Source organism: Dyadobacter sp. CECT 9275, assembly GCF_907164905.1.
In the GTDB taxonomy this organism is placed as follows: domain Bacteria; phylum Bacteroidota; class Bacteroidia; order Cytophagales; family Spirosomataceae; genus Dyadobacter; species Dyadobacter helix.
The window spans coordinates 2,438,504-2,459,560 of sequence record NZ_CAJRAF010000002.1 but is presented as its reverse complement, the minus strand read 5'-3'; the positions used below and the strand labels follow the sequence as shown (position 1 = coordinate 2,459,560).

The following is a 21,057-nucleotide window of genomic DNA, read 5'->3' as shown; positions in this document are numbered from 1 at the left end:
GTAGGTACTGTTATAGTTTGGTAAATTCTACCCGTCTGTTGTTTGCTTTTCCGGCCGCTGTGGCATTGTTATCAAGGGGCTTCTCTTCACCAAAGCCATTGGTTTCCATGCGGGCTGCATCGATGCCAAAATCTTTTGACAGCGTTTCTTTCACAGCCAGGGCTCTTTGCTGGGAGAGTACCAGGTTTGCTTTTGGGTCACCATCGCTATCGGTATGGCCTGATATACGCACTCTTACTGCGGGGTTTTCTTTCAGGACCTGGGCCATTTCCTTCAGGACACCGTAAGATTCGGCTTTGATCCGATCCGAGTTGACATCAAACAAAATTCCGTTGGTGACGAATTTTCCTTCGGTGAGTAGTTTGCTTCGGGTATCAGGCAGGCCCTTGGCTACGCGCATATTGGTAATGAAGAGTTCTCGATCATCTAAAAACCTGGTATCGGTTGAAAACAGAACCCGGTAAGGTATATTAGGTTCAAATGCACGCGGCACATCCCAGACTTTGGTCTCGTTCATATAGACCCTTAGCCTGGTTTTTTGCCTCCAGACTGAAATTTTCACAAAAGGGTTTTCAGGGGTTATCCAAGCCGAGTTTTCTTTCTTATTCGCCACTTTTGTTTCCCAAGCCTGATCACGACAAACCACCTCGGTTGCCCCTGCCGGATCAAAATAAAGCTCTACCAAATTAGATGAGCCATAGCGGAGAATATTAGGGTAGGTTTTGCTGTCCACAAAAAACATGCGGGCCAAAACCTGATGAGCTTCACTGGTTCCCATCTCAAACTCAACGGTACAATTTTCGTCCATAACTCCTAAGAACTCTGGATAAAAAGAGCCTTCTCCGGTAATTTTCAACCATTGACCTTCTTTGCCACTTATCTTGACCACTTCTCCGGCGCCGTCGGTGTTCCATTTGGCGGGAAAATCCCCAATGGCATCCTGACCAAAATCCTCCAATGCGATAACCTTTTCTCCCGGCACGAAGTCAAATTTGGAATAGGAGGTGAAAGAAGCAGACGTAGTACCAGTATCCTTGGAAGGTTTCTTTTCGCTGTCCAATCCTTCGCTGGGTTCTGCCTTTCCGCTGGTTTGATCAGCTGCCCTTTCTGTCTTTTCTTCTTTTTTTGGTTTCTTTTTAAACAGACTGCCAATTCCCTCTTCAACTTTATCAAAACCTTTGTCTATGGTTTGGTCAACACGGCTGTTGGCCCGGTCGGTAGCTTTCCGTTCAGCCGTTTTCTTGGGATCAATGATCTGCGCGGCCACGGAGCTACCGGTTAAACATAACGCAAGCAGAATATGAACTCTTTTCATAACGTAAGTAATTGAATGGATGCCAAATATTCTTCCATTTGTTCTGAATTGAAATGCATACTGAGCAGGTGTACCATCTGGCTGAGTAACCAGCAGTAGGCAGGTATTGGCTTGGGGTGATCGCCTTTAATGCCATTCTGGACAAATGGCTAACCCGAAGGCGTAAACCGCTAACTATGACTGTGGCGGAATGGGATAAGGTGTTAACTTCGCAAGGAATCCGTGTAAACAAAATGACAGCACTTCGACTGATACTCCTTATTTTTCTGTGCGTCGGACATTCCTTACTTCTGGCACAGGACACGATCTTTCTCAGCCGTTTGAATGATCGGGTCCTGCTGTCGGATACGCAGCTGGCTGTGATAGCGAACAGTGCTGTCAGGCACTTTGGCGAAATTGAGAAAAAGAATGAATGGCGAGGTCTGGACAGCCAGATGAACGAGCAGGGGCAAAGTCAGGGCTGGCTGAAAATGACGGTTCACAATGATCTGAAAACAGATGAGTTTTTTGATCTCGACTTTCGGGCTGCGGACAGTATCATTGTCTTTGCCCGGAAGAAAGACACCACCGTCAGCTACGTCACCGGTCCCTATACCGATGTACGCAGATGGTTATTCCAGGAGCAGCCCGGCCTGGTACCCATTTTCTGCCAGCCGGGTGAAACCGTAGACCTATACGTTCGCCTGTGGAGTTACAAGGGCAGACCGTTTTCGCTTTCGGGAGTATACCTTCAAAACCGGCTGGTAAGCCTCAAAACTTCGGTTGAAGCCTACCGGAGTTTTATCGGGCGAATCGAATTCAATGGGTTTTTTCTGGGGGCGGTAACCTTCGCCATGATATTCTTTCTTTTGATCTTTATTCGGTTACGTGAACCCGCTTTTCTTCTGTACGGGCTTTATCTGCTGGGTGCGGGAGTATACTCCATCGTCGTCAAAACCCTTCCTTACTCGTTTCTGGCGAGAATTGCTTACCTGGATTTCCCCTTGACCTACAAGCTGGGAGAACCGGTGCAGTACCTTTTCTTTGCAGCATACATCGCCTTTGGAAAATCCCTTCTTGATATTGACCAGCGTTATGGCCTTTTGCACCGCTTGATCAAAATTTTTATCAGGCTGTTGCTCATTGCCGGCACAGGCCTTCTGATCTACAACTTTTACCATTTCGAATATCAGCTGCAGCGATATGCTTTCGTTTTATCGAGAATCGCCATTTTACCCATTGGCCTTATACTGCTGGTATGGATCGCGGTGTCGGTCCGGAATCGTATCAAATGGTTTTTTGTTACCGGTAGTTCATTGTTTTTTATTGGCGGTATGCTCGCCGTGATCGTAGACCCCAAAAGCAGACACCTTTTTTTTGGTCAGTTGGATATTAGTTCGGTGATGGTCTTTAAAACCGGCATTTTACTGGAGAGCCTTTGTTTTGCCCTTGCTTTGGGGTACAAAATGCGCGTAGCACAAATAGACAAAGAGAAGACGGCTCAGGCCTACATTGAGCAGCTGGAACTGAATAAAAAAATGGCTGCCTCAGAAACAGAAAGGCTTGAAAGGATGGTAGCCGAAAGGACGCAGACACTGATTGAACAAACCAGGCTGATCGAGGAGCAGAAACAGGTACAACTTCAGACTTCATTTGAAAGGCAGCTCTCCGAAATGGAAATGAGTGCCCTGAGAAGCCAGATGAACCCGCACTTTATATTTAACAGCCTCAATTCTATCCGTTATCAGATACTCAGGAAAGACTATGATACCGCGGCTACCTATCTGACCCGCTTTTCAAAATTACTCCGTTACATCCTTCAGAATTCCCGCGAGCACGTGGTGAGCCTTGCGGAAGAAATAGAGGTCAACAGGCTGTATGTTCAGCTGGAAAGCCTGCGCTTTGACCAGGGACTTGATTTTGTCCTTAATATTCCTGATGAAATTGATACCACAGACATCCTGATTCCGCCGATGTTGCTCCAGCCGTATGTCGAAAATGCTGTAAAACATGGCCTGATACCCAGCAAAAAACCCTTGAAAAAACTGATGATCAGTATATCCGCTGATGAGGATGGTTATACATTTATTATTGAGGATAACGGAATTGGCAGGAAGGCATCGGCGCAGCGGACCATGGTGGATGATAAACAGAGCCTCGGGATGAAAATAGCCAGCGAGAGGATCGCGCTTTTTAATCTCAATTTTCACCCTTTTATTGATGTAAATATTGAGGATCTTTATGAATCGACAGGACCGCGGGGTACGCTGGTAACGTTCACTTATAAAACCAAATCATGACTTATTCAGCCGTATTGATCGATGACGAAGTGCATTGCACCGAAAGTCTGAGACTTCTTTTGGAGATAGCAACGCCAGATGTGAAAGTTGCCGCGATATTCAATGAGTCTGGCGCGGCACTGGAGTATCTGAAAACGCACCCTGTGGATCTTGTTTTCCTCGATATTGAAATGCCTGAAATGAACGGATTTCAATTACTGGGTGCGCTGGACCAGCTGCGTTTTGATGTTGTTTTTGTCACTGCCTACGATCAGTACGCCATAAAGGCTTTCAATTTCAGTGCAATCAGTTATTTGCTCAAACCGGTGGACGAAGATGATCTGAAGGATACCCTCACACGTTGGCAAGAAAAAAAATATAAGGTCATGGGGCAAAACCAGCTCAGTATGATGTGGGAGCTCATGGCGAATAAGGAAAAGCCAAAATCCAAAATTGCGCTTCCTACCAATGACGGTCTGGAGTTCCTTGAAATCAGTACCATCATCCGTTGCGAGAGTGAAAGCAACTACACCAGATTGTATTGCAGCGACAAAAGCAGGTATCTGATCTGTCGCACTTTGAAGGACGTAGAAAAGGTACTCCAGGAGAATGGCTTTATCAGGATACACCATTCTCATCTGATCAATCCGCAGTTTATCCGCAAATTCGTGCGGCACGACGGCGGCTTTATCGTCATGGAAGATGGCGAACAGATTTCGATATCCAAGACGAAAAAGAGCCGACTGTTTGAGTTACTGAATGATGTGGAGCGGCTCTGAGCTTAGCGTCCCTTGTTACCGGCGGGTTGTTTCTTTACTGGCAAGGGCCTTTCAAAATCAGCTTTCATCACCGGCGGAAGCATGAACACATGGCCCTTCTTGTCGCAAAAATAAAGCCGCGATGCCGACTTTTCTCTTCCGTGTCCGTCCGCCCAGAATGCGAAAAAGTCATCGTGTACATGAACCGGCTTGCGGGCATAGGAGTGGTTGTAAACACTCTGAAAGGTCAGCTGTTCCAGCCGCCACGTTTTACCCTGGTCCTTGCTTGTCAGCAGTGCCATTTCACCTCCCGTATTGAACTGTTGAGGTCCTGGTAAGGTCGGGCACACAATTCGCCATACCCCCCGGCTGTCGATATAAAGTGAGCCCATATCATAGTTGTTGTCCGATGTGGTTACCGGCCGGATCACCCACGTTTTTCCGTCGAATCGGGCAGTAAGCCATTGCCGGGGACCTTCTCCTGGCCCGGCCTGGTATCCTTTGCTGGTAACAAAAAGTATCACCGGCCGACCGGCATCATCATAAGCGAGGTCATTGATATAGACATTCAATCCCTGCGACTGATACTCCTGAACCAGGGCGTTGTTGGTTACCTGAGCCAGTGGTATCCGGATGGTATCACCTTTCACCGACTGCCAGGTTTTTCCGAAATCCGCGGTTTCCAGGTAATACAAATTGGTACGGTAGTTCAGCCCGTTTTCTCCCTGTTTGATGGGGTGGAAATTAAATGCGCTGCCGATCTTTTCGTCCCGATAACTGCCACTGGTCTGATAGTGCCCTTCTTCTATTAGTGCCAGATCCTGCCATTCGGAATAACTGGCGCCGTCTTTACTCGTAAAAAAACTGATGGTTCTTCTCGGCTTTTTAGGCTGACCGGGGATCACATTCCTATCGTAATGGGTAAAGAGGTTCAGGAAACCTTTTCCGGGCTGATACCAGCTTTGGAGATACGAAAAGTTATCAAGCGGTATGGTTTTGTCTCCCGTCTTACGCGTCGCCATGATCTGTTCAAATGCGCTGACATCATAAGGTTTCAGACTTTTGTGTATGTATGAGGGGGTATTTGTACCGTGTGCGGTAGAGAAAATCCAGATGTACCCTTCCGCGTCGACATTCATCACCGGGTTGTCGTGGGCATTATCTGTCTTCTTGTCCAGTACGATGGTTGGCCGGGGTACTTTCCCGGTTTTATGATCGAAATAGGATGCCATGTGCAGGAGCGTTTTTCCAGCCTCGTCGGAACCCCCGTAACAGAAAAAAGTTTTGTTCACCTTTTTGACATAAACGGAAAACGGGTAATGGTTGGCAGGATATGTTCCCAAACCCCCGCTGTATTTGTATACATACTCATCGTTGGATGGCTGATTACTGTACCAGATTCCCCTGTAACCATGATCGGGCTTGTTCAGTGTGAGAGGATGCTGGGCGTTCGCCCCGCCTGCTGTGAAAAGCACGACGACAAAAATGCAGATACTTAACTTTCTCATTTCAATCAGGGAAAAATACCGGATGGTTTTCCAGCGCCTAGCCATCCAACCATCCGGTATATTTGTTAACGTTTGTGTTTGTCTGATTTTTTCTAAACAAACACCTGTGTGGCATTAGTTATAACCAGGGTTCTGGGTCATTACCGACGGGTTGATCTCGATCTGGCTATCTGGTATCGGAAACAGCACATGATGCGCCTGCATGCCCTGTGCGGACAAAACAGTAACTGCCCTACCTGTACGTACGAGGTCGAACCAGCGGTGCCCTTCAAAGGCCAGCTCCACCCGTCTTTCCTGCTCCACGGCGAGCCTGAATGCGGCCTGTGTTGGGACTGCCAGCAACGGGTTGGTATCATTACTTGTCAAACTGACCAGCCCCGCCCTGTTTCTGATCCGGTTCAGGTAAGTAAATGCGGGCCCATCGGCAGCATAACCAATTTCGTTGAGCGCCTCGGCATACATAAGGAGTACATCGGCATACCTGAGCACAATCCAGTTGTTGTCGCTGTCGAGGTTGGCGGCGGGGGTGCCCAGATATTTGGCAACATAGTTATGAGCAACCGTGGTACCATTGAGTACATAACTCGTCCGCATCGAAACGGCTTTGCGGACATCAGCCGCCTCATAAGCCTTGCTGATTGCATCTGTGGGGATATTCTGTCCCAGCGGATTGCCGAGGCCAGACACCACCGTACCGGATCCGATGGGTGCGAACTGGTTGGTATATGGGCTGCCCTCGCCTGACGAGCCCTTCTTGAACTGCACTTCAAAAATCGACTCCGCGTTGTTCTCATTGGCAATACCAAACACGCCCGCATAGGTTGGCAGAAGCTGGTATTCATTCATATCGATTACCTCCTTCAACTTTGCCGATGCCGCCTGCCAGTCCTTTTGTGTCAGGTACACTTTCCCCAGCAGGGCCATGGCAGCTCCTTTGGTAGCCCTTCCGATGTCCGTTCCTGTGTATTTATTCGGTAACGATTGTTCAGCATCTTTGAGGTCCTGAATAATCGTCTGGTATACCAGTTCGGTAGCTTCGCGCTTGTAAGCGTAACCTTCAGACGGGTTGTTGATGATCTGTAAAACCAGCGGTACATCCCCGAATATCCGTACCAGATTGAAGTACATCAGTGCCCTGAGAAACTTGGCTTCTGCGGTATATCTTGCCTTCAGGGTTTCGTCCATGCTGACGGCGGCGATTTTTTCAATGACGATGTTGGCCGACTGTATGCCCTGGTAATGTGCACTCCAGGTGTTGCTGCTGATGGTATTGAACGCGTTGTTTTTAAACTCGTCTACTTCCTGCAGGTTGGCACCGGCATTCGGATTGGGTATCCAGGTATCATCGGAGCGGAGGTCGCCGATGATGTGCATGGACGAATAGTATAGCCCGCCATACTGCAATGCGCCGTAAGTGGCAGTAAGGGCATTTTTCATATCTTCCCCTGACTTGTAAAAATTGTTGCCGTTCAGCTGGGAAATGGGAGCCAGATCCAGAAAGCCCTGGTCACAACCGGTGAGGGAAGCCAGTAGAAAGGCCCCTGAAATCCATATCTTTTTAAAATTTTTCATGATCACTTTTGATTAGAGGCCCAAGTTTAATCCAAGCATAAATGTGCGTGCGAGCGGATAACCTCCCGCGTCCACACCAGGAACCAGCGTACTGCCACCCTGTACGCTCACCTCGGGGTTATAACCCTCGTATTTGGTGAAGGTAAATGCATTCTGCACGCTGAAACTGATCCGCGCGTTGGTGATTTTCGATTTCGTGATCCGTGCAACCGGAATTTTATACCCCAGGGTAATGTTACGGACGCGCAGGTAGGAGCCGTCTTCTATGAATGCAGACGTAACGTTGTTGACCAGGTTGCTACCTGGCAGTGCACCGAAGTTTCTGTCCACCATGGGAGAGGTGCCGTTGCCTGGTTCCTGTTCCGAACGCCATCCCTGCGATGCACTTCTGAGTACATTGTAAGAGCCTGCATAGTTGCCATAATATCTTCTGGCCATGTTCAGTACCTCAAATCCCTGCACACCCTGCAATGAAAAAGAAAAATCGAGGCTTTTGTATGCAAAGGTATTGGTCATCCCGTATGTAAAATCAGGGAACGGGCTACCCAGTTTGGTACGGTCGGTGCTGGTAATTTTTCCATCGCCGTCAACATCCGCAAATTTCAGATGGCCCGGTTTGGACTCTCCGGCAATACTCGGCGAATTGGCTACCTCATCAGCATTTTGGTACACCCCAACAACCTTATAGCCATAAAAACTACCCGGCTCTGAACCTACCTCGGTGATGTGCGTGGGAGCATTGGCCGAAGTGGCCTGCCGGGAAATAATCGGCGAACCGTCAGGTCCCAAAGCCAATACCTTAACTTTATTGGTGGAAATGTTAAAATCCGTCGTCCATTTGAGCTGGTTCACCAGGTTGCGGCTCAGAAAAGTAAATTCGAGCCCTTTGTTACGAATCTTACCAATATTCTGAAGCGCTGTGGCATAGCCTGTCAAAGTTGGGACAGGTACGTTGAGCAGCAGGTCCGAGGTATTTTTGATATAGTAATCCAAAGACATGGAGATACGGTTTTTAAGCAAACCTACTTCCAAGCCGACATCCAGCTGGTTGTTCTTCTCCCACCCGAGCATGCTGTTGGGAATGTTTGTCAGCCTGGTCCCGTTGATGATTGAGCCGCCACTACCGCCAAAAATGTAATTCTCAATACCAGTAAGGCCGATATGCCCGTAGTTGCTGATGAAATTATTTCCCGTCAGACCATAGCTTGTGCGCAGGCGCAGTTCGCTCAGCCAGCTGACGTTTTTAAGGAAATTCTCTTCCGATAACCTCCATCCCAAAGAGACAGACGGAAAAAAGCCCCATTTGTTGTCTGCACCGAAACGGGAGGAACCATCTCTCCTGAAAGTGGCTGTGAAAAGATATTTGTCGGCATAAGAATAGTTAAGCCTGGCAAGGTAAGATATCAGTGCCCATTCTTCCTGGGTTGTGATGGCGCTGGTGATCAGCCCGGCGGCATTCATGGTTTTGATCTGGTCATTGGCAAAATTGGTACCGGCGGTGCTGCTGTAATCGATGTACTCTTTTTGCGCCGTATAACCCACCAGCGCGTTGATAGCGTGTTTCTGGAATTTCTTCTGGTAACTCAGCGTGTACTCCGCCAGCCAGTTTTTGGTTTCAGAAGTAACGGCTGTTGCGGTTGGGACCTTCGTAGCATTGACGCTGTTCGGGTTCACAATAGAAGGGCTGAAAATATTCTCACGGAAGTTTCTGAAATCGGTACCTACCAGCGTTTTGAAAGTCAGGCCGTCCAGAATACTGATTTCGGCGAAGGCCGTTCCGAGCAGGCGCAAGGTACCCTGTTTGTAGTACGACTCTTTTGCCAGCTTCACCGGATTGTCTACTTCGCTCGTGCCTATTCCCAGTCCGGTGATTTTGGTATAATTACCTTCACTGTCGTAAGGTGTGAGGAAAGGGGCTGCTGTAATGGCCGACTGCACGATACCTCCCGCCTGCCAGTTGCCCTCGGCATTGACCAGGTTATTGAAGGTATAGGACGGAGTCAGGTTTGCGCCCACTTTCACCCTTTTATGCACGTCCGACTCCACATTGATACGAAAAGAATACCTTTTGAGATCCGAGTTGATGATGACACCCTCCTGGCTAAGATACCCCCCCGACAGGAAATATTTTGTTTTATCGTTGCCACCCGAAAAATTCAGTTGGTAATTCCGCATGGAAGCCGACCGGTAGATTTCCTTTTGCCAGTCCGTTCCCTTACCCAGCGAGGCCGGATCTTTGATCATGTCTGGCAGCAGGTACATCACATTATTCGTTCTCGCCGAGTTAGGATCCGATGCACTCCTGCCTGGCCCGGAGTTGACCCACGCGTTGTTGCGGGCTTCGTTGAGATAGCTGGCATATTCTGCCGCATTGAGCACATCCAGGTACCGCTCCACTTTCTGGATCCCGGTGTTTATCGTCAGGTCAATTTTGGAGGTCCCGCTTTTCCCGGATTTAGTGGTAATGATCACCACACCGTTGGATCCCCTAGAACCATAAATGGCCGTTGCTGAAGCGTCCTTTAATACCTGTATATCAGCAATATCGGCCGGGTTAATCGTATTGAGTGGATTATTGGTTTGGTTGAAATCGTTGGTTACCGGAAACCCGTCGACCACATACAGGGGATCGTTGCCCGCGCTCAGTGAGCCCGCTCCACGGATACGAACCGAAGAACCTCCGCCTGGCGCACCTGTTGCCTGGCTCACCTGAACGCCCGCCATCTGGCCCGCCATGGCATTGTCCACGGTGAATACCGCCTGGTCCTTTATTTTTTCGGCATTCATGGAACTGATGGCCCCCGTAACGTCTTTCCTTTCCTGCGTGCCGTACCCGATCACCACCACGGCATTCAGGCTCTGGCTATCTTCAGCCATCACGATGCGAAGGGGTGCACCCGACGACACGCGGACTTCCTGCGCTACAAATCCCGTGTAACTGATCATCAGCACGGCGCCTTCATTGAGATCTGCAAATGAAAACATCCCTGCATCATCGGATATCATCGCCTGATCCGAACCTTTCACCCGGATGGCAGCGCCAGGCAGTGGGTTTCCGTTCTGGTCGACCACACTTCCGGTTGTTTCCTTGCGCACAGGTTTGGGTGCGGGTGCCTGCACCGGTTGTATTTTGTTGACAATGATGGTTTTATTGTCAATCGTAAACCCAAACGGCTGGCCGCGGAAACTTTCTTTTAAAGCATCCTGCAGAGTGGCCTTTTTAAGCTGGAGCGTCACCGGATGCGCGTCTTTTATTTCATTGTATTTGTAAAAGAAAAAATGCCCGCTTTGCTTGCCAATGGAAATAAGTACTTTTTCCAGCGGCATATTTTCGGCTTTCAGCGTAATACTCTGCGAAAACCCTTTTGCACTCAGATTGAAGAAACAGGCAAGACAAAAAATAAATGTCAGTTTTACTGCCTTTAAATGACCCGGAGGTGCAGGTCTTTTTGAATTACGAACGCGTCGATAGATGTTTGGCCACATATTCAGAATGTATTGGTGTAAGGTTATTCAATGCGATAGTTAATTGGATATAATAATTTTCCGTCCTTTGATCTGTACATCTACATTGCTCAGCTGGAGTATCCTGAGCACCTTGTTGACGTCCTCATCCCGGTTAATTTCCCCTGCAAACAGATCTGTACTCAATTTTCCCCGATACTCGGCCTCTACGTCGTACCACCGGCATATCTGGCGCATAACGGTCTGTATGTCAGCTTTGTCAAATTTGAAGTACCCGTTTTTCCAGGCGATGGCTTGCTCTGTATCAACAGATTCCAGGTGAATATCAGGCTTGCTTTTATGGACGCTTGCCTGCTGCCCCGGTTGCATGATCCGGCTACCGCGCACATCTGCCTGGCCCTGCGCGGTCAGTTTTGAAATACTTACCTTTCCTTCAATTAACGTGGTTTTCGAGGACGTTTCATCCGGATAGGTGTTTACATTAAACCGAGTGCCAAGTACCTCAATCAGTTGATTTTCAGACTTAACCTTAAAAGGTTTCGATTTGTCGGGTGCAACTTCAAAATAGACTTCCCCGGTTATTTCCACCAGGCGTTCAGCTGATCCGAACGCGGAAGGAAACCGGATAGACGAGGCCGCATTGAGCCAGACTTTTGATCCGTCGGCCAGCAGCAGCTGATACTGGCCACCTTTGGGCGTACTGACCGTGTTCAGAACCGGATTCTCAATCAAAGTTTCCTTCATTTCATAAACCAGCTGCCCGTCCTTTAATTTCCGAACCGAAACCCCCGACTGCTCGCTCAGCACCCCGTTGGCCTGGCTGCCAAGCACAATCACCTTACCATCCGCCAGGGTAAGTAATGCCTGGTTTGTACCGGGCACGATTTTCTCCTGCTTTTTTTGAACAACCGGCGGGGTGGCCATCTGTTTGTCAGCAGAACGGTTGTAAAAGAAATACCCAAGCGAACTGACCATGATCAGCATGGCGGCGGTAAGCCATTTTAGATAATAATTCCCGGAGCCGGGCTCCGTTTCCAAGGAGCGGGTATGGGCAGAAAACTGCACCTTCCTGTCAATTTCCTGCTTGATACTTTCTTTGAGATACTGTTTTGAATCCTTGTCAAGCTTATCCAGTATATCCTCGTTCAGGTCAAAAAGCTTGTAATACGCGAAAAGAAAACTTTCTTCCTCTTTGGACGCTGTTCCCTGATTGTATTTGTTCAGGATGATAAAAAAATCTTCTTTGTTCATCGGATTAAGCACAAGGCGTTTTTTGTCTTATATATGATAAGACCGGTAAAGACTAAAAAATCCCACAAGAACTTTTAAAAAATACTTGTTATCAGATACACAAATAACCCAAAGGAATGCCTGAGCTGCGCAATACTTCTATGGAGCTGATTCTGAACCGTTTTGCGTGTTATATTCAGTTTTTTAGCGATTTCGAATGTACCCAAATCCTCATGATATCTCATCCTGAAAATTTCCTGCTGTGAAGGCGTGAGCGTCCTGATCAGGGCTTCGAAACTGGCCATAAATTCCTTTCCAAGCAGCGAGGCATCCGTCTTGTCCGATGCGGCACTAAGCTGTTCGAGCAAGGTAGTTACGGGCGTATACCGCTGTTCCTTTTCAAGATACTTGAATACATTATTCCTTACCGCCGTATACAGGTATGTCTGCAAATGCTCAATCTGAAGCTCCTCCCTGCGCTGCCATAGCTGTAAAAATATATCCTGCGTAATGTCCTTCGCGTAATCTTCGTCATTCAGTCGTTTATAGGCAGCGTTGTACAGCTTCTCCCAGTATTTTTCATAGATAGCGTCAAAGGCAATACTGCTACCATTCTTCATGCTTTGAAGAAGCAGATGGTCTTCAGCCTTTTGACTACCTTCTATCCTGATCATCGGGGGCGATATCTTCTAACGGTACTGGTTATACTATAAATGTACGATTTGGTTACTCAATCTACCGGGATTTAATAGAAAGACCGCTAAGCCGGAAAAAGTCCCAGCAAACTGCGTTATTTTTTTGATATATTTATAAAATAACGCAGAGAGTTATTCTATTGTGCTGATTATGAATATAATAATTGAGAAAGTGAATAGGTATGCTGGCGTTTTTCAAGCAAGGGGTATCATTCGCAGAATAGCAAAAAGGGCAAACTATTACTTCCCAAATCGGAGAATAGATTGCCCTTTGGCTTAACAAAATACTTGAATTATGTTATTTTACCGCAAGTTTAGCCCCGTTTTTAAGGTCATTTCTTGGGTTGGTAACGATCTTGTCACCCACATGCAGATTACCAAAAACCTCCGTCAGCGTATCGGACTGCTGCCCTGTTTTAACTTCTACGTATTCCGCAACACCATTTTGTACCCGTACCACATATTGTCTTTCTGTTGATGTGAGAATGGCCGAACCTGGAACTGCCAAAGCACCTGCCGTACCATCGGAAGCCATGCTTATTTCAGCGAACATGCCAGGTTTAAGTATTTTTCCGGCGTTGTCCACGTCAATTTCAACCGTTTCGGAACGGAATTTTTCGCTCATATTGCCTGAACGGCGGCTGATTTTTCCATGGAATTTTTTGCCTGGCATGGCATTGACTTCAAACGTCACCTCTTTGCCATTTTTAACACCCAGGCTGTACGTTTCCGGAATGTCAACGACGAGTCTGAGGCGGTTTTGCTGCTGAAGCATGAGCATGGGGCCCGACAGTCTCACACCCGACCCTACCAGTGCACCGGGATGCACGTTCCGTTCTGTGATTACGCCGTCGAATGGTGCACGAACCACGAGATAGGACTTAATTTTGGTCAGGGCGCCAAAATTCGCCTGTTCGCCCATGGCAGCGGCGCTGTCGGCCATCATACGTGCTTTTGCACTTTCCAGATCTAGTGCCGATACTGACCCGGAAATTTTGCTGCCGGATACCAGCCTACGGTAATGTTCCTTACTCCCCACCAGCATAGCCTGTGCTTTGAGGTAATTGGACCTTGCGGCAACGAGTTGCTCTTCTGTTTCGGGGGCCTCCAGTACCATCAGCACCTGGCCTTTCCGAACGTTGGATCCCCGGTCTACCAGTACTTTCTCAACAAAACCATCCGCTTTCGGGTAGATACTCACTTCCTGAAACGGCTGGAATTCCCCTGGTAACTGGATTTCCTGCCCTACCTTCTGGCTTGAAACCGTGCCAAACTGATAGGTGGGTGTAAATTTCTTTTTCTTATTTTTTGAAGCGTTTTCAGCCGATTCCGATGAGGAACAGGAGGAAAAAAAGGCTAAACTTAGAGCCACTGACAAGCCACTAAATAGTATGTTTTTCATAGTTTGACGATTGATCGGGATAAGAGGTTCCATTGGAATGAACGCTGATGTGAGGTACTTGAGCCGGATCAGGTAAAAGTGAAGGGTCTTCAAAAGCAGTTTTGCCTTGCAGCCATACGTAAACCTGAGGGACGATGTAAAGTGCAGCCAGTGTGGACGCAATTAATCCACCGATGACAGCACGGCCCAGAGGGGCCACCTGCTCACCGGCTTCTCCGGTCCCCAAGGCCATTGGGACCATACCGGCAATCATGGCAAAGCTGGTCATCAGTACGGGGCGCAGGCGAAGCCCGGCGCTATCCAAGGCGGCGCGGCCAACGTCACGGTATTCCCAGCGGAGCCGTTCGGCATTGGTGACGATCAGGATCGCATTGGCAACCGAGATTCCGGTGGACATGATGATGCCCATGTAAGATTGCAGGTTGAGGGTACTTCCCGTCAAAAGCAAAAGAGTGATCGAACCTACGATCACCGCGGGCACGGTCGAAAGAATGACCAGCGACAATTTCATGGACTGGTAATTGGCGGCGAGCAAAAGAAAAATGACGATGATCGCAATGCCAAGCCCGAGCTGCAGGCTATCCAGGGTTTCAGTAAGTAACGAAGACATTCCTTTCACCTGGGTGATCAGTCCCTTGGGGGTTTCACCAAGCCCGGCGATCACCTTTTCCACAGCACTTGTTGCCGTACCCAAGTCCGTATGATGAAGATTGGCCGAAACCGTTACAAAACGCCGAGGGCCGAGACGGGCATATTCCCCGGGAAGCGTGTCAATTGAAAAAGTTGCTACGTCGGCCAACACCGGTCTGACCTGCCCTGCTACCAGGGGGATTTCCTGTAACTGCGAAAGATTCCGCATAGCAAACTCAGGTATCTGCACCTGTACCTGATAGGTGTAGGCAGCCTTCTGATCAAGCCACTGATTTTTCTCCGTAAAGCGGCTGGAAGAAGTCGATGCGGTGATCGAACGTGCGGCCTGCTGTAAATTGAGTCCCATGACGGCAAGTTTCTGACGATCCAGTTTGATGTTGATCACCGGAAATTTCAGCGGCTGAACAATGCGTACATCGCGGAGGTGATCTATGGCGGACAAACCATTTACCAATTTGTTGGCATAGGTTTCGATCTGTTTCATATCCCGGCCTGCCACCTGCACTTCGATCGGTGTAAATGCACCTCCGCTCATTAATTTCTCCGTCAGGTCGGCTGGTTCGAAGGACAAAGTGGCTTCCGGCATTTGCTCTTTGACCGCGTCGCGGATTCTTTCTTTAAGATCTTGCATATTGGTATGGTAATCACGGTCCAGCCCCACTTTAATGACCGCGTCATTCGATCCGCTCGTACTCACATACAGGTTGGTGGTGGCATAGTTGGTAGGGACAACGCCCACATAGGCCGACGAAACCGCCAGATGACCCTCCGCAACCTCGTCCACGAGTGTAATCAGTTCGTTGACTTTTTCTTCCGTTCTTTCCAGGCGGGTTCCGTCGGGCGTTTTGAGACGGATTACCATTTGTCCGGAATTCAGTTGCGGGAGCATGTCTTTCCCTATCAGCATAAAACCAGCTCCTGCCAGTGCGAAGATTAGGATCAGATACACCACAACGATCAAACGGTTACTCCGCAATAATCTACGGTTCTGTCTCATGAAGCCTTCGCGGACACGGTCGAAGCGTGTTGGAGATTTGGGTGCCTCGCTGGTATGGATTGTTTCCTGATGCTCTTTGAGCATCCAGTTGGCCAGTATAGGCACAAGGCTCTGCGCAAGAAAATAGGACACCGTCATAGCAAAGCCAATCGACAGGGATAGCGGGAGAAACATAGCCCTCGGCACGCCACTCATGATAAAAGAGGGGGCAAATACGGCGATGATACAAAGCAGGATCAGCAGCAAAGGCAAAGCAACTTCCTGGCAGGCATCATAGATCGCCTGTTTTTTGGGCTTGCCCATTTCCAGGTGCTGGTGAATATTTTCGATTGTCACCGTTGCCTGATCCACCAGTACACCAATGGCCAGTGCCAATCCCGACAGGGTCATGATGTTGATCGTCTGCCCGGCCAGGCTTAGAAATAATACAGCAGCAATAATCGAAACGGGAATGGTGATGATCACAATTACGGATGACCGCCAGTCGCCCAGAAACAACAGTACCATCAGCCCCGTCAGGATGGCCCCGAGACCTCCTTCGAAAAGCAGACTTTTAACGGCATTGATCACAAAAACAGACTGGTCGAACTCGTAGTTAACTTCGATGTCGTCCGGTAATAAACTCTTCATTTCGGGCAGTTTGGCTTTTAGAGCGGTGACAACGTCCCAGGTGGAGGCGTCTGCCGTTTTTACGACCGGTATATAGGAAGAGCGGCTGCCATTGACTATTGCATAACCGGCGGTGACGTCCGAGCCATCCTGTATATTGGCAAGATCTTTTAAAAATACCGTCCGGTGCCCCGAGGTCGTTACAGGGATCTGATTGAAGTCAGCTACCTGCTCCTCAAGGGAATTGAGCGTTGTGATAAAGGATTTATCGCCGATGCGGATATTTCCCGATGGGGTCATGGCATTGTTGGCCGCAAGGGCTTCCACTACTTCATCGGGAGATATGTTCAGGCTGCGCGCTTTTTGAGGGTCCAGGTTGATCACCACCGTTCTGGAATTGGTACCAATGGGCGGCGGCGCGGTGAGGCCTGGTACGGTTGAAAACAAAGGCCTGATCCTGGTTACGGCCAGTTCGTGGATTTCTTTCAGCGAGCGCGTTTTGCTGCTGAACACCAAATCCCCGATCGGTACAGAAGAGGCATCGTACCGGACCACCTGCGGAGGTAAGGCGCCGGGTGGGAAAAATTTCATGGCCCTGTTCACCTGAATGGCCACTTCGGCCGCAGCCTGTGCCATGTCGCTGCCTTCGTAGAAAGCCAGCTTTACCACCGTCAGCCCTTGCACGCTCCGGCTGGAAATTTCTTTGATTCCGCCAATGTACAGGAACTGATCCTGCATACGGGTGGCAAAAAAACCTTCCATCTGCGCGGGCGACATACCCCCATAGGGCTCGATCACGTAAATCACGGGCGAATTAAGTCGCGGGAAAATGTCGATGGGTATCCGTGTTGCGGACATGACCGAGAAAACGATCAGCCCGGCAACCAGTACCAGGATTGAAATCGGCCGTTTTAATGAGATTGATAACATAGGTCTGTTGGGTAAAGGAATTATTGGCGTCGGAACAGAGAGAAAAAGTCTTCAAAATCGCCGGTTGCGTAAGCTCTTTGCAGCCTGACGTTGACAGCTCTTCGCTGGACATTCACCACCTGTTTTTCCACTGTGGTAAGAAGTTGTAAGGCGTCCGTCAGGCCAAGAATGTTTTCTATCCCGTTATTGTAAAGTGAGAGCCGCTGCTGAAAAGCCCGGTCTGCAGAATTGAGGGCGGTAGGCAATTCCAGGAGCGCCATCCTGACCGTTGCCATCACTGAATCTGAGGTTGTAAGCGTATTTTGTAACTGGAATTGCTCTACTGCCAATTGGCTTTGGGCTTGTTTGATACGCCACTGTTGCAGTTGCGAGCGGCTTTTTATCCGGTGAAAGTCGGTGAGGTTAACCGTTGCAGCAACACCGACCAGAAAATTCGTCCGGCTGTATCCAAACCCCGATCCAAGCGGACCAAAATTGTTGTCGATGTCCAGGCTTGTGCCACGTGCCCAGGCTGAGGTAAGCAGTGATACCCTCGGTAATGCGGATTTTCTGATCAGATCAATTTCAGTTGTCTGCCGGTTGATCAGATTGGTCCGATACCGAAGTAACGGGTGATCTGCTTTAAGTTTGGTGTCAACCGGCTGCATCAGAAGTACTTGCTGATGAAAAGTAGTGTCAATAGCCGCAAGATTCACTGGGCGGCCGGTAAGCGTCGCCAGTTTGATTATGGCGCGCTGAAGCTCTTCCTGCATTTGGAAATAATTGAGTTTGGCACGGGAGAATTCCACCGAAGCCAGTGAGGAATCAAGACCAGGACGTATTCCATTATGCACGAGATTGGTGATGATGCGACGAACCGTATCCACACGGGCCAGGTTGCGCTCTTCGATTTTCAGGGTTTGTTTGAGCCATAAGGCATCCAGGTAGGTATTGATAACGGCCAGCCGGATGTTATAGGTTTCATTTTCTACGGCTGCCTCACTTACCATAATATCTGTCCGTGCCAAACGGTCTTCTGCCTGAAATCTTCCGAAATTGAATACCTCCCAGTCTGCGGTTGCCAGAGCAATATTGCCTGAGGCCAGTTCCATGCTGTTCTCCGGGCGCCGGCCTCCGGAAGTAGGAACAATGAGACCCATTGAAAAATAAGATCCCGAAAGACCATTTGCGGTGCCGATATTAATCTGATCGTGGAGGCGAAGGTTGGGTTGCCGGTTGTCTTTGATGACCTGAGCATTCGTACGGACGGCTTCCAGCGCGGCCTGTACCACTGCCATTGACGGGTGATTGGCCAGGGTCGAGTGAATTGCCTCTTCCATGCTAATTGTCTGAGCAAAAAGGGCATTAGGTTGTGTTAAAATAACAAAAATACCTATCAAAAGGCGTGATAATCTGATCATGATCTCGTTACTGGTTTCTCTCGGACATTCATTGCGTGGCAGGTATTCTGGTCAGTCGCCTGCCCCAAAGCTCAAAGTAAACAGGCATCCGGTTAGAGGGTGGTTAGAGGGTTATTAAAATGTGATTAGAAGAGGGGGTTGAGGCAGGTGTTCGCGCCCGGTTGCTTAATTTTACAACCGTGAAGCCAACATGATCAGCAAAATCTATGAATGTTTTAGTCGTTGAAGATGACGTTGAATTAACCCAGTTCATTCAAAAGGGGCTGCTGTCGGAAGGGATCGGAGTCTCCCTGGCTTTCGATGGCGTGATCGGAAGGAGCATGGTGAACGAACACCGCTTTGATGTAGTGATTCTGGACGTGAACCTTCCCGGGATGAATGGGTTTGATCTCTGTCGTTTTATCAAACAAAACTGGCCCGCTATACCTGTCATCATGCTGACCGCCCTGGGAAGTCTTGAGAACAAGGTACTGGGATTTGAGGCCGGTGCCGACGATTATCTGTCCAAACCTTTTGCATTTAAAGAGTTGCTGTTCAGGCTGAAAGCACTGGCCAGAAGGCATCCCTCGCGGGCCCCAAGACCCAAACGCCTGGAGCTGCTGGACCTCGCCATAGAAACTGATTCTCATAAAGTATGGCGGGCCGGGCAGCGGATTGAACTCACTGCACGTGAGTATGCATTGCTGGAATATCTGATGCTTAATCAGGGGAAGGTAATCAACAGGGTAGACTTACTTGAAAATGTCTGGGATGTGCATTTTAACACTAATACGAATGTGGTCGATGTGTATGTCAACTATTTACGCAGAAAAATCGACCGGTTTGAACCACGGCTGCTTCACACAGTTTTTGGTGTCGGCTACATGATCGGGGCTGAGCCATGAGCATCAAACGGAAAATAACCTTTGGTTTCGGCATTCTGGTGGCCGCGTTACTTCTTTTGTTTTCTGTTTTTATATACCACAATTACGAATCCTACAGGAAATCTCTCATGCGGAACCGGCTGCAAAGACGTGCGCTGGCGGGGCAGCTTTTTTTTCAGAACCGGCAGGAATTTCACCGCTCAAGTTATCTTACCCTTCCTGAGCAACACCAGTCCCTGTATGACGACCAGGATAAACTTCTGTACAGTTCGTCATGGAAGGATCATTTCAAACTGACCCCCAAGCTGCTGGTAGAGGCGCGGAAGAAGGAGGTTTATTTTCAGTATTACGCAAAGCCCTGGAATGCTCCCAAAGAAGGCGTTGCGTTATCCTTCAAAATAAACGGGCGACATTATGTTTCGGTAGTAACCGCGTATGATCTTACTGGCCGGCAAGCCAGTGAAAGCCTGCTTTTTATACTCATTTCCGGTAATGTCATCCTGCTGGTCGTTGTCGCTTTCGCAGGATTCTGGTTTGCGCAACGAGCGTTGCGGCCATTCGATGAACTGATCGGACAAATGAACCCGACGGCTGCGAACGACTTCTCTTTTCGCCTCTCCACCGAGGCCAAGGGGGACGAAGCGGCTTATCTGGCCAGCTCGTTCAATGAGCTGCTGGCGCGGCTGCAAGCTTTGGCGATGAGTCAGGAACATTTTGTCTCATACGCTTCCCACGAAATCCGCACACCACTGACCGTTGTAAAGGGAGTTTTGGAAACTTCTCTGGCTTATGATCAAAACCTGGCTGATACCAGACAGAGTATGGAAAAGGCACTAGTGCGTCTGGAGGGAGCCATTGATCTGGCCAATTCGCTTTTGCACCTGGCCGAAGTGGAGGGCCTGCAGGCGGGGCAGCTCCGGGAGGACATTAATATTGTGGACACCGTGCTGGATACAATGACGTATTTTGGTGAAAAACATCCAGGACAGCATATTGAACTGCAACTTACCGACAGTTTTACTGAAAATTCGCCGGCGATCAGGATCATGGGAAATGCAACATTGCTTCGCACCGTCCTGAATAACATTCTCGAAAACGCAAGTAAGTATTCGGCAAATAAGCCGGTTGTGCTCATTGTTGACTTTGATCTCAACCTGGTGATGATCAAAGTGATCGATCAGGGTATTGGCATTCCGGCTGGTCAGCTAAACGATGTTTTTCTGCCGATGATGCGAGCCGCCAATGTGGGTAATCTGCCCGGTTTTGGATTGGGGCTTACCATTGCCCGAAAGATCATAGATATGCATCAGGGGCAGCTTACGATACATTCTGTAACCGGGCAGGGTACTACCGTTGGCATACTTTTGCCCACATTATCTGTTTCCGTTATTTAACCGGATCAAC

The 21,057-nt window shown here is 48.8% G+C and carries 13 protein-coding genes; 4 read left to right on the top strand and 9 right to left on the bottom strand.

Translation table 11 applies throughout. From position 1 onward, the window contains the following. Window positions 1-10: 10 nt before the first annotated feature. On the bottom strand, window positions 11-1,315 hold the full coding sequence (locus tag KOE27_RS17975) for an OmpA family protein (RefSeq protein WP_215240202.1): 1,305 nt from the start codon (window positions 1,313-1,315) through the stop codon (window positions 11-13). Between the two features lie 233 nt (window positions 1,316-1,548). Between KOE27_RS17975 and KOE27_RS17970 the strand changes: the two genes are divergently transcribed. Continuing rightward, the gene (locus tag KOE27_RS17970) at window positions 1,549-3,594 is read left to right on the top strand and encodes a histidine kinase (protein ID WP_215240201.1); all 2,046 of its coding nucleotides are present in this window, start codon (window positions 1,549-1,551) and stop codon (window positions 3,592-3,594) included. Then, window positions 3,591-4,352: a LytR/AlgR family response regulator transcription factor gene (locus tag KOE27_RS17965; RefSeq protein ID WP_215240200.1), complete on the top strand. Its 762-nt coding sequence runs from the start codon at window positions 3,591-3,593 to the stop codon at window positions 4,350-4,352. Before KOE27_RS17970 ends, KOE27_RS17965 begins: the two co-directional genes overlap by 4 nt. A 2-nt stretch (window positions 4,353-4,354) precedes the next feature. On the opposite strand, the gene KOE27_RS17960 is transcribed toward KOE27_RS17965, so the two are convergent. The 8 genes from KOE27_RS17960 to KOE27_RS17925 form a co-directional block, all read right to left on the bottom strand. Beyond that, window positions 4,355-5,839 (bottom strand): BNR-4 repeat-containing protein, encoded by a 1,485-nt coding sequence (locus tag KOE27_RS17960; protein WP_215240199.1) that lies wholly within the window; start codon window positions 5,837-5,839, stop codon window positions 4,355-4,357. A 114-nt stretch (window positions 5,840-5,953) separates the two neighbouring features. Beyond that, window positions 5,954-7,411 (bottom strand): RagB/SusD family nutrient uptake outer membrane protein, encoded by a 1,458-nt coding sequence (locus KOE27_RS17955; RefSeq protein ID WP_215240198.1) that lies wholly within the window; start codon window positions 7,409-7,411, stop codon window positions 5,954-5,956. A 12-nt stretch (window positions 7,412-7,423) separates the two neighbouring features. Beyond that, the gene (locus KOE27_RS17950) at window positions 7,424-10,897 is read right to left on the bottom strand and encodes a TonB-dependent receptor (RefSeq protein WP_215240197.1); all 3,474 of its coding nucleotides are present in this window, start codon (window positions 10,895-10,897) and stop codon (window positions 7,424-7,426) included. Window positions 10,898-10,936: 39 nt separating this feature from the next. After that, the gene (locus KOE27_RS17945) at window positions 10,937-12,127 is read right to left on the bottom strand and encodes a FecR family protein (protein ID WP_215240196.1); all 1,191 of its coding nucleotides are present in this window, start codon (window positions 12,125-12,127) and stop codon (window positions 10,937-10,939) included. 74 nt (window positions 12,128-12,201) lie between these two features. Further along, window positions 12,202-12,780, bottom strand: a complete 579-nt coding sequence (locus KOE27_RS17940; protein WP_215240195.1) for an RNA polymerase sigma factor — start codon at window positions 12,778-12,780, stop codon at window positions 12,202-12,204. A gap of 319 nt (window positions 12,781-13,099) precedes the next feature. After that, window positions 13,100-14,203, bottom strand: a complete 1,104-nt coding sequence (locus KOE27_RS17935) for an efflux RND transporter periplasmic adaptor subunit (RefSeq protein ID WP_215240194.1) — start codon at window positions 14,201-14,203, stop codon at window positions 13,100-13,102. Continuing rightward, window positions 14,184-17,390: an efflux RND transporter permease subunit gene (locus KOE27_RS17930; RefSeq protein WP_215240193.1), complete on the bottom strand. Its 3,207-nt coding sequence runs from the start codon at window positions 17,388-17,390 to the stop codon at window positions 14,184-14,186. The genes KOE27_RS17935 and KOE27_RS17930 overlap by 20 nt, the downstream gene beginning before the upstream one ends. 20 nt (window positions 17,391-17,410) lie before the next feature. Next, a complete protein-coding gene (locus KOE27_RS17925; RefSeq protein WP_215240192.1) occupies window positions 17,411-18,790 on the bottom strand; it encodes a TolC family protein in 1,380 nt (459 codons plus the stop codon). Between the two features lie 206 nt (window positions 18,791-18,996). Here KOE27_RS17925 and KOE27_RS17920 point away from each other — a divergent pair, with 206 nt between their 5' ends. Together KOE27_RS17920 and KOE27_RS17915 are read left to right on the top strand one after the other, a co-directional pair. Then, entirely contained in the window at window positions 18,997-19,674 is a 678-nt protein-coding gene (locus KOE27_RS17920) for a response regulator transcription factor (RefSeq protein ID WP_215240191.1), read from the top strand. Next, window positions 19,671-21,047, top strand: a complete 1,377-nt coding sequence (locus tag KOE27_RS17915; RefSeq protein ID WP_215240190.1) for a sensor histidine kinase — start codon at window positions 19,671-19,673, stop codon at window positions 21,045-21,047. Before KOE27_RS17920 ends, KOE27_RS17915 begins: the two co-directional genes overlap by 4 nt. Window positions 21,048-21,057: the final 10 nt, after the last annotated feature.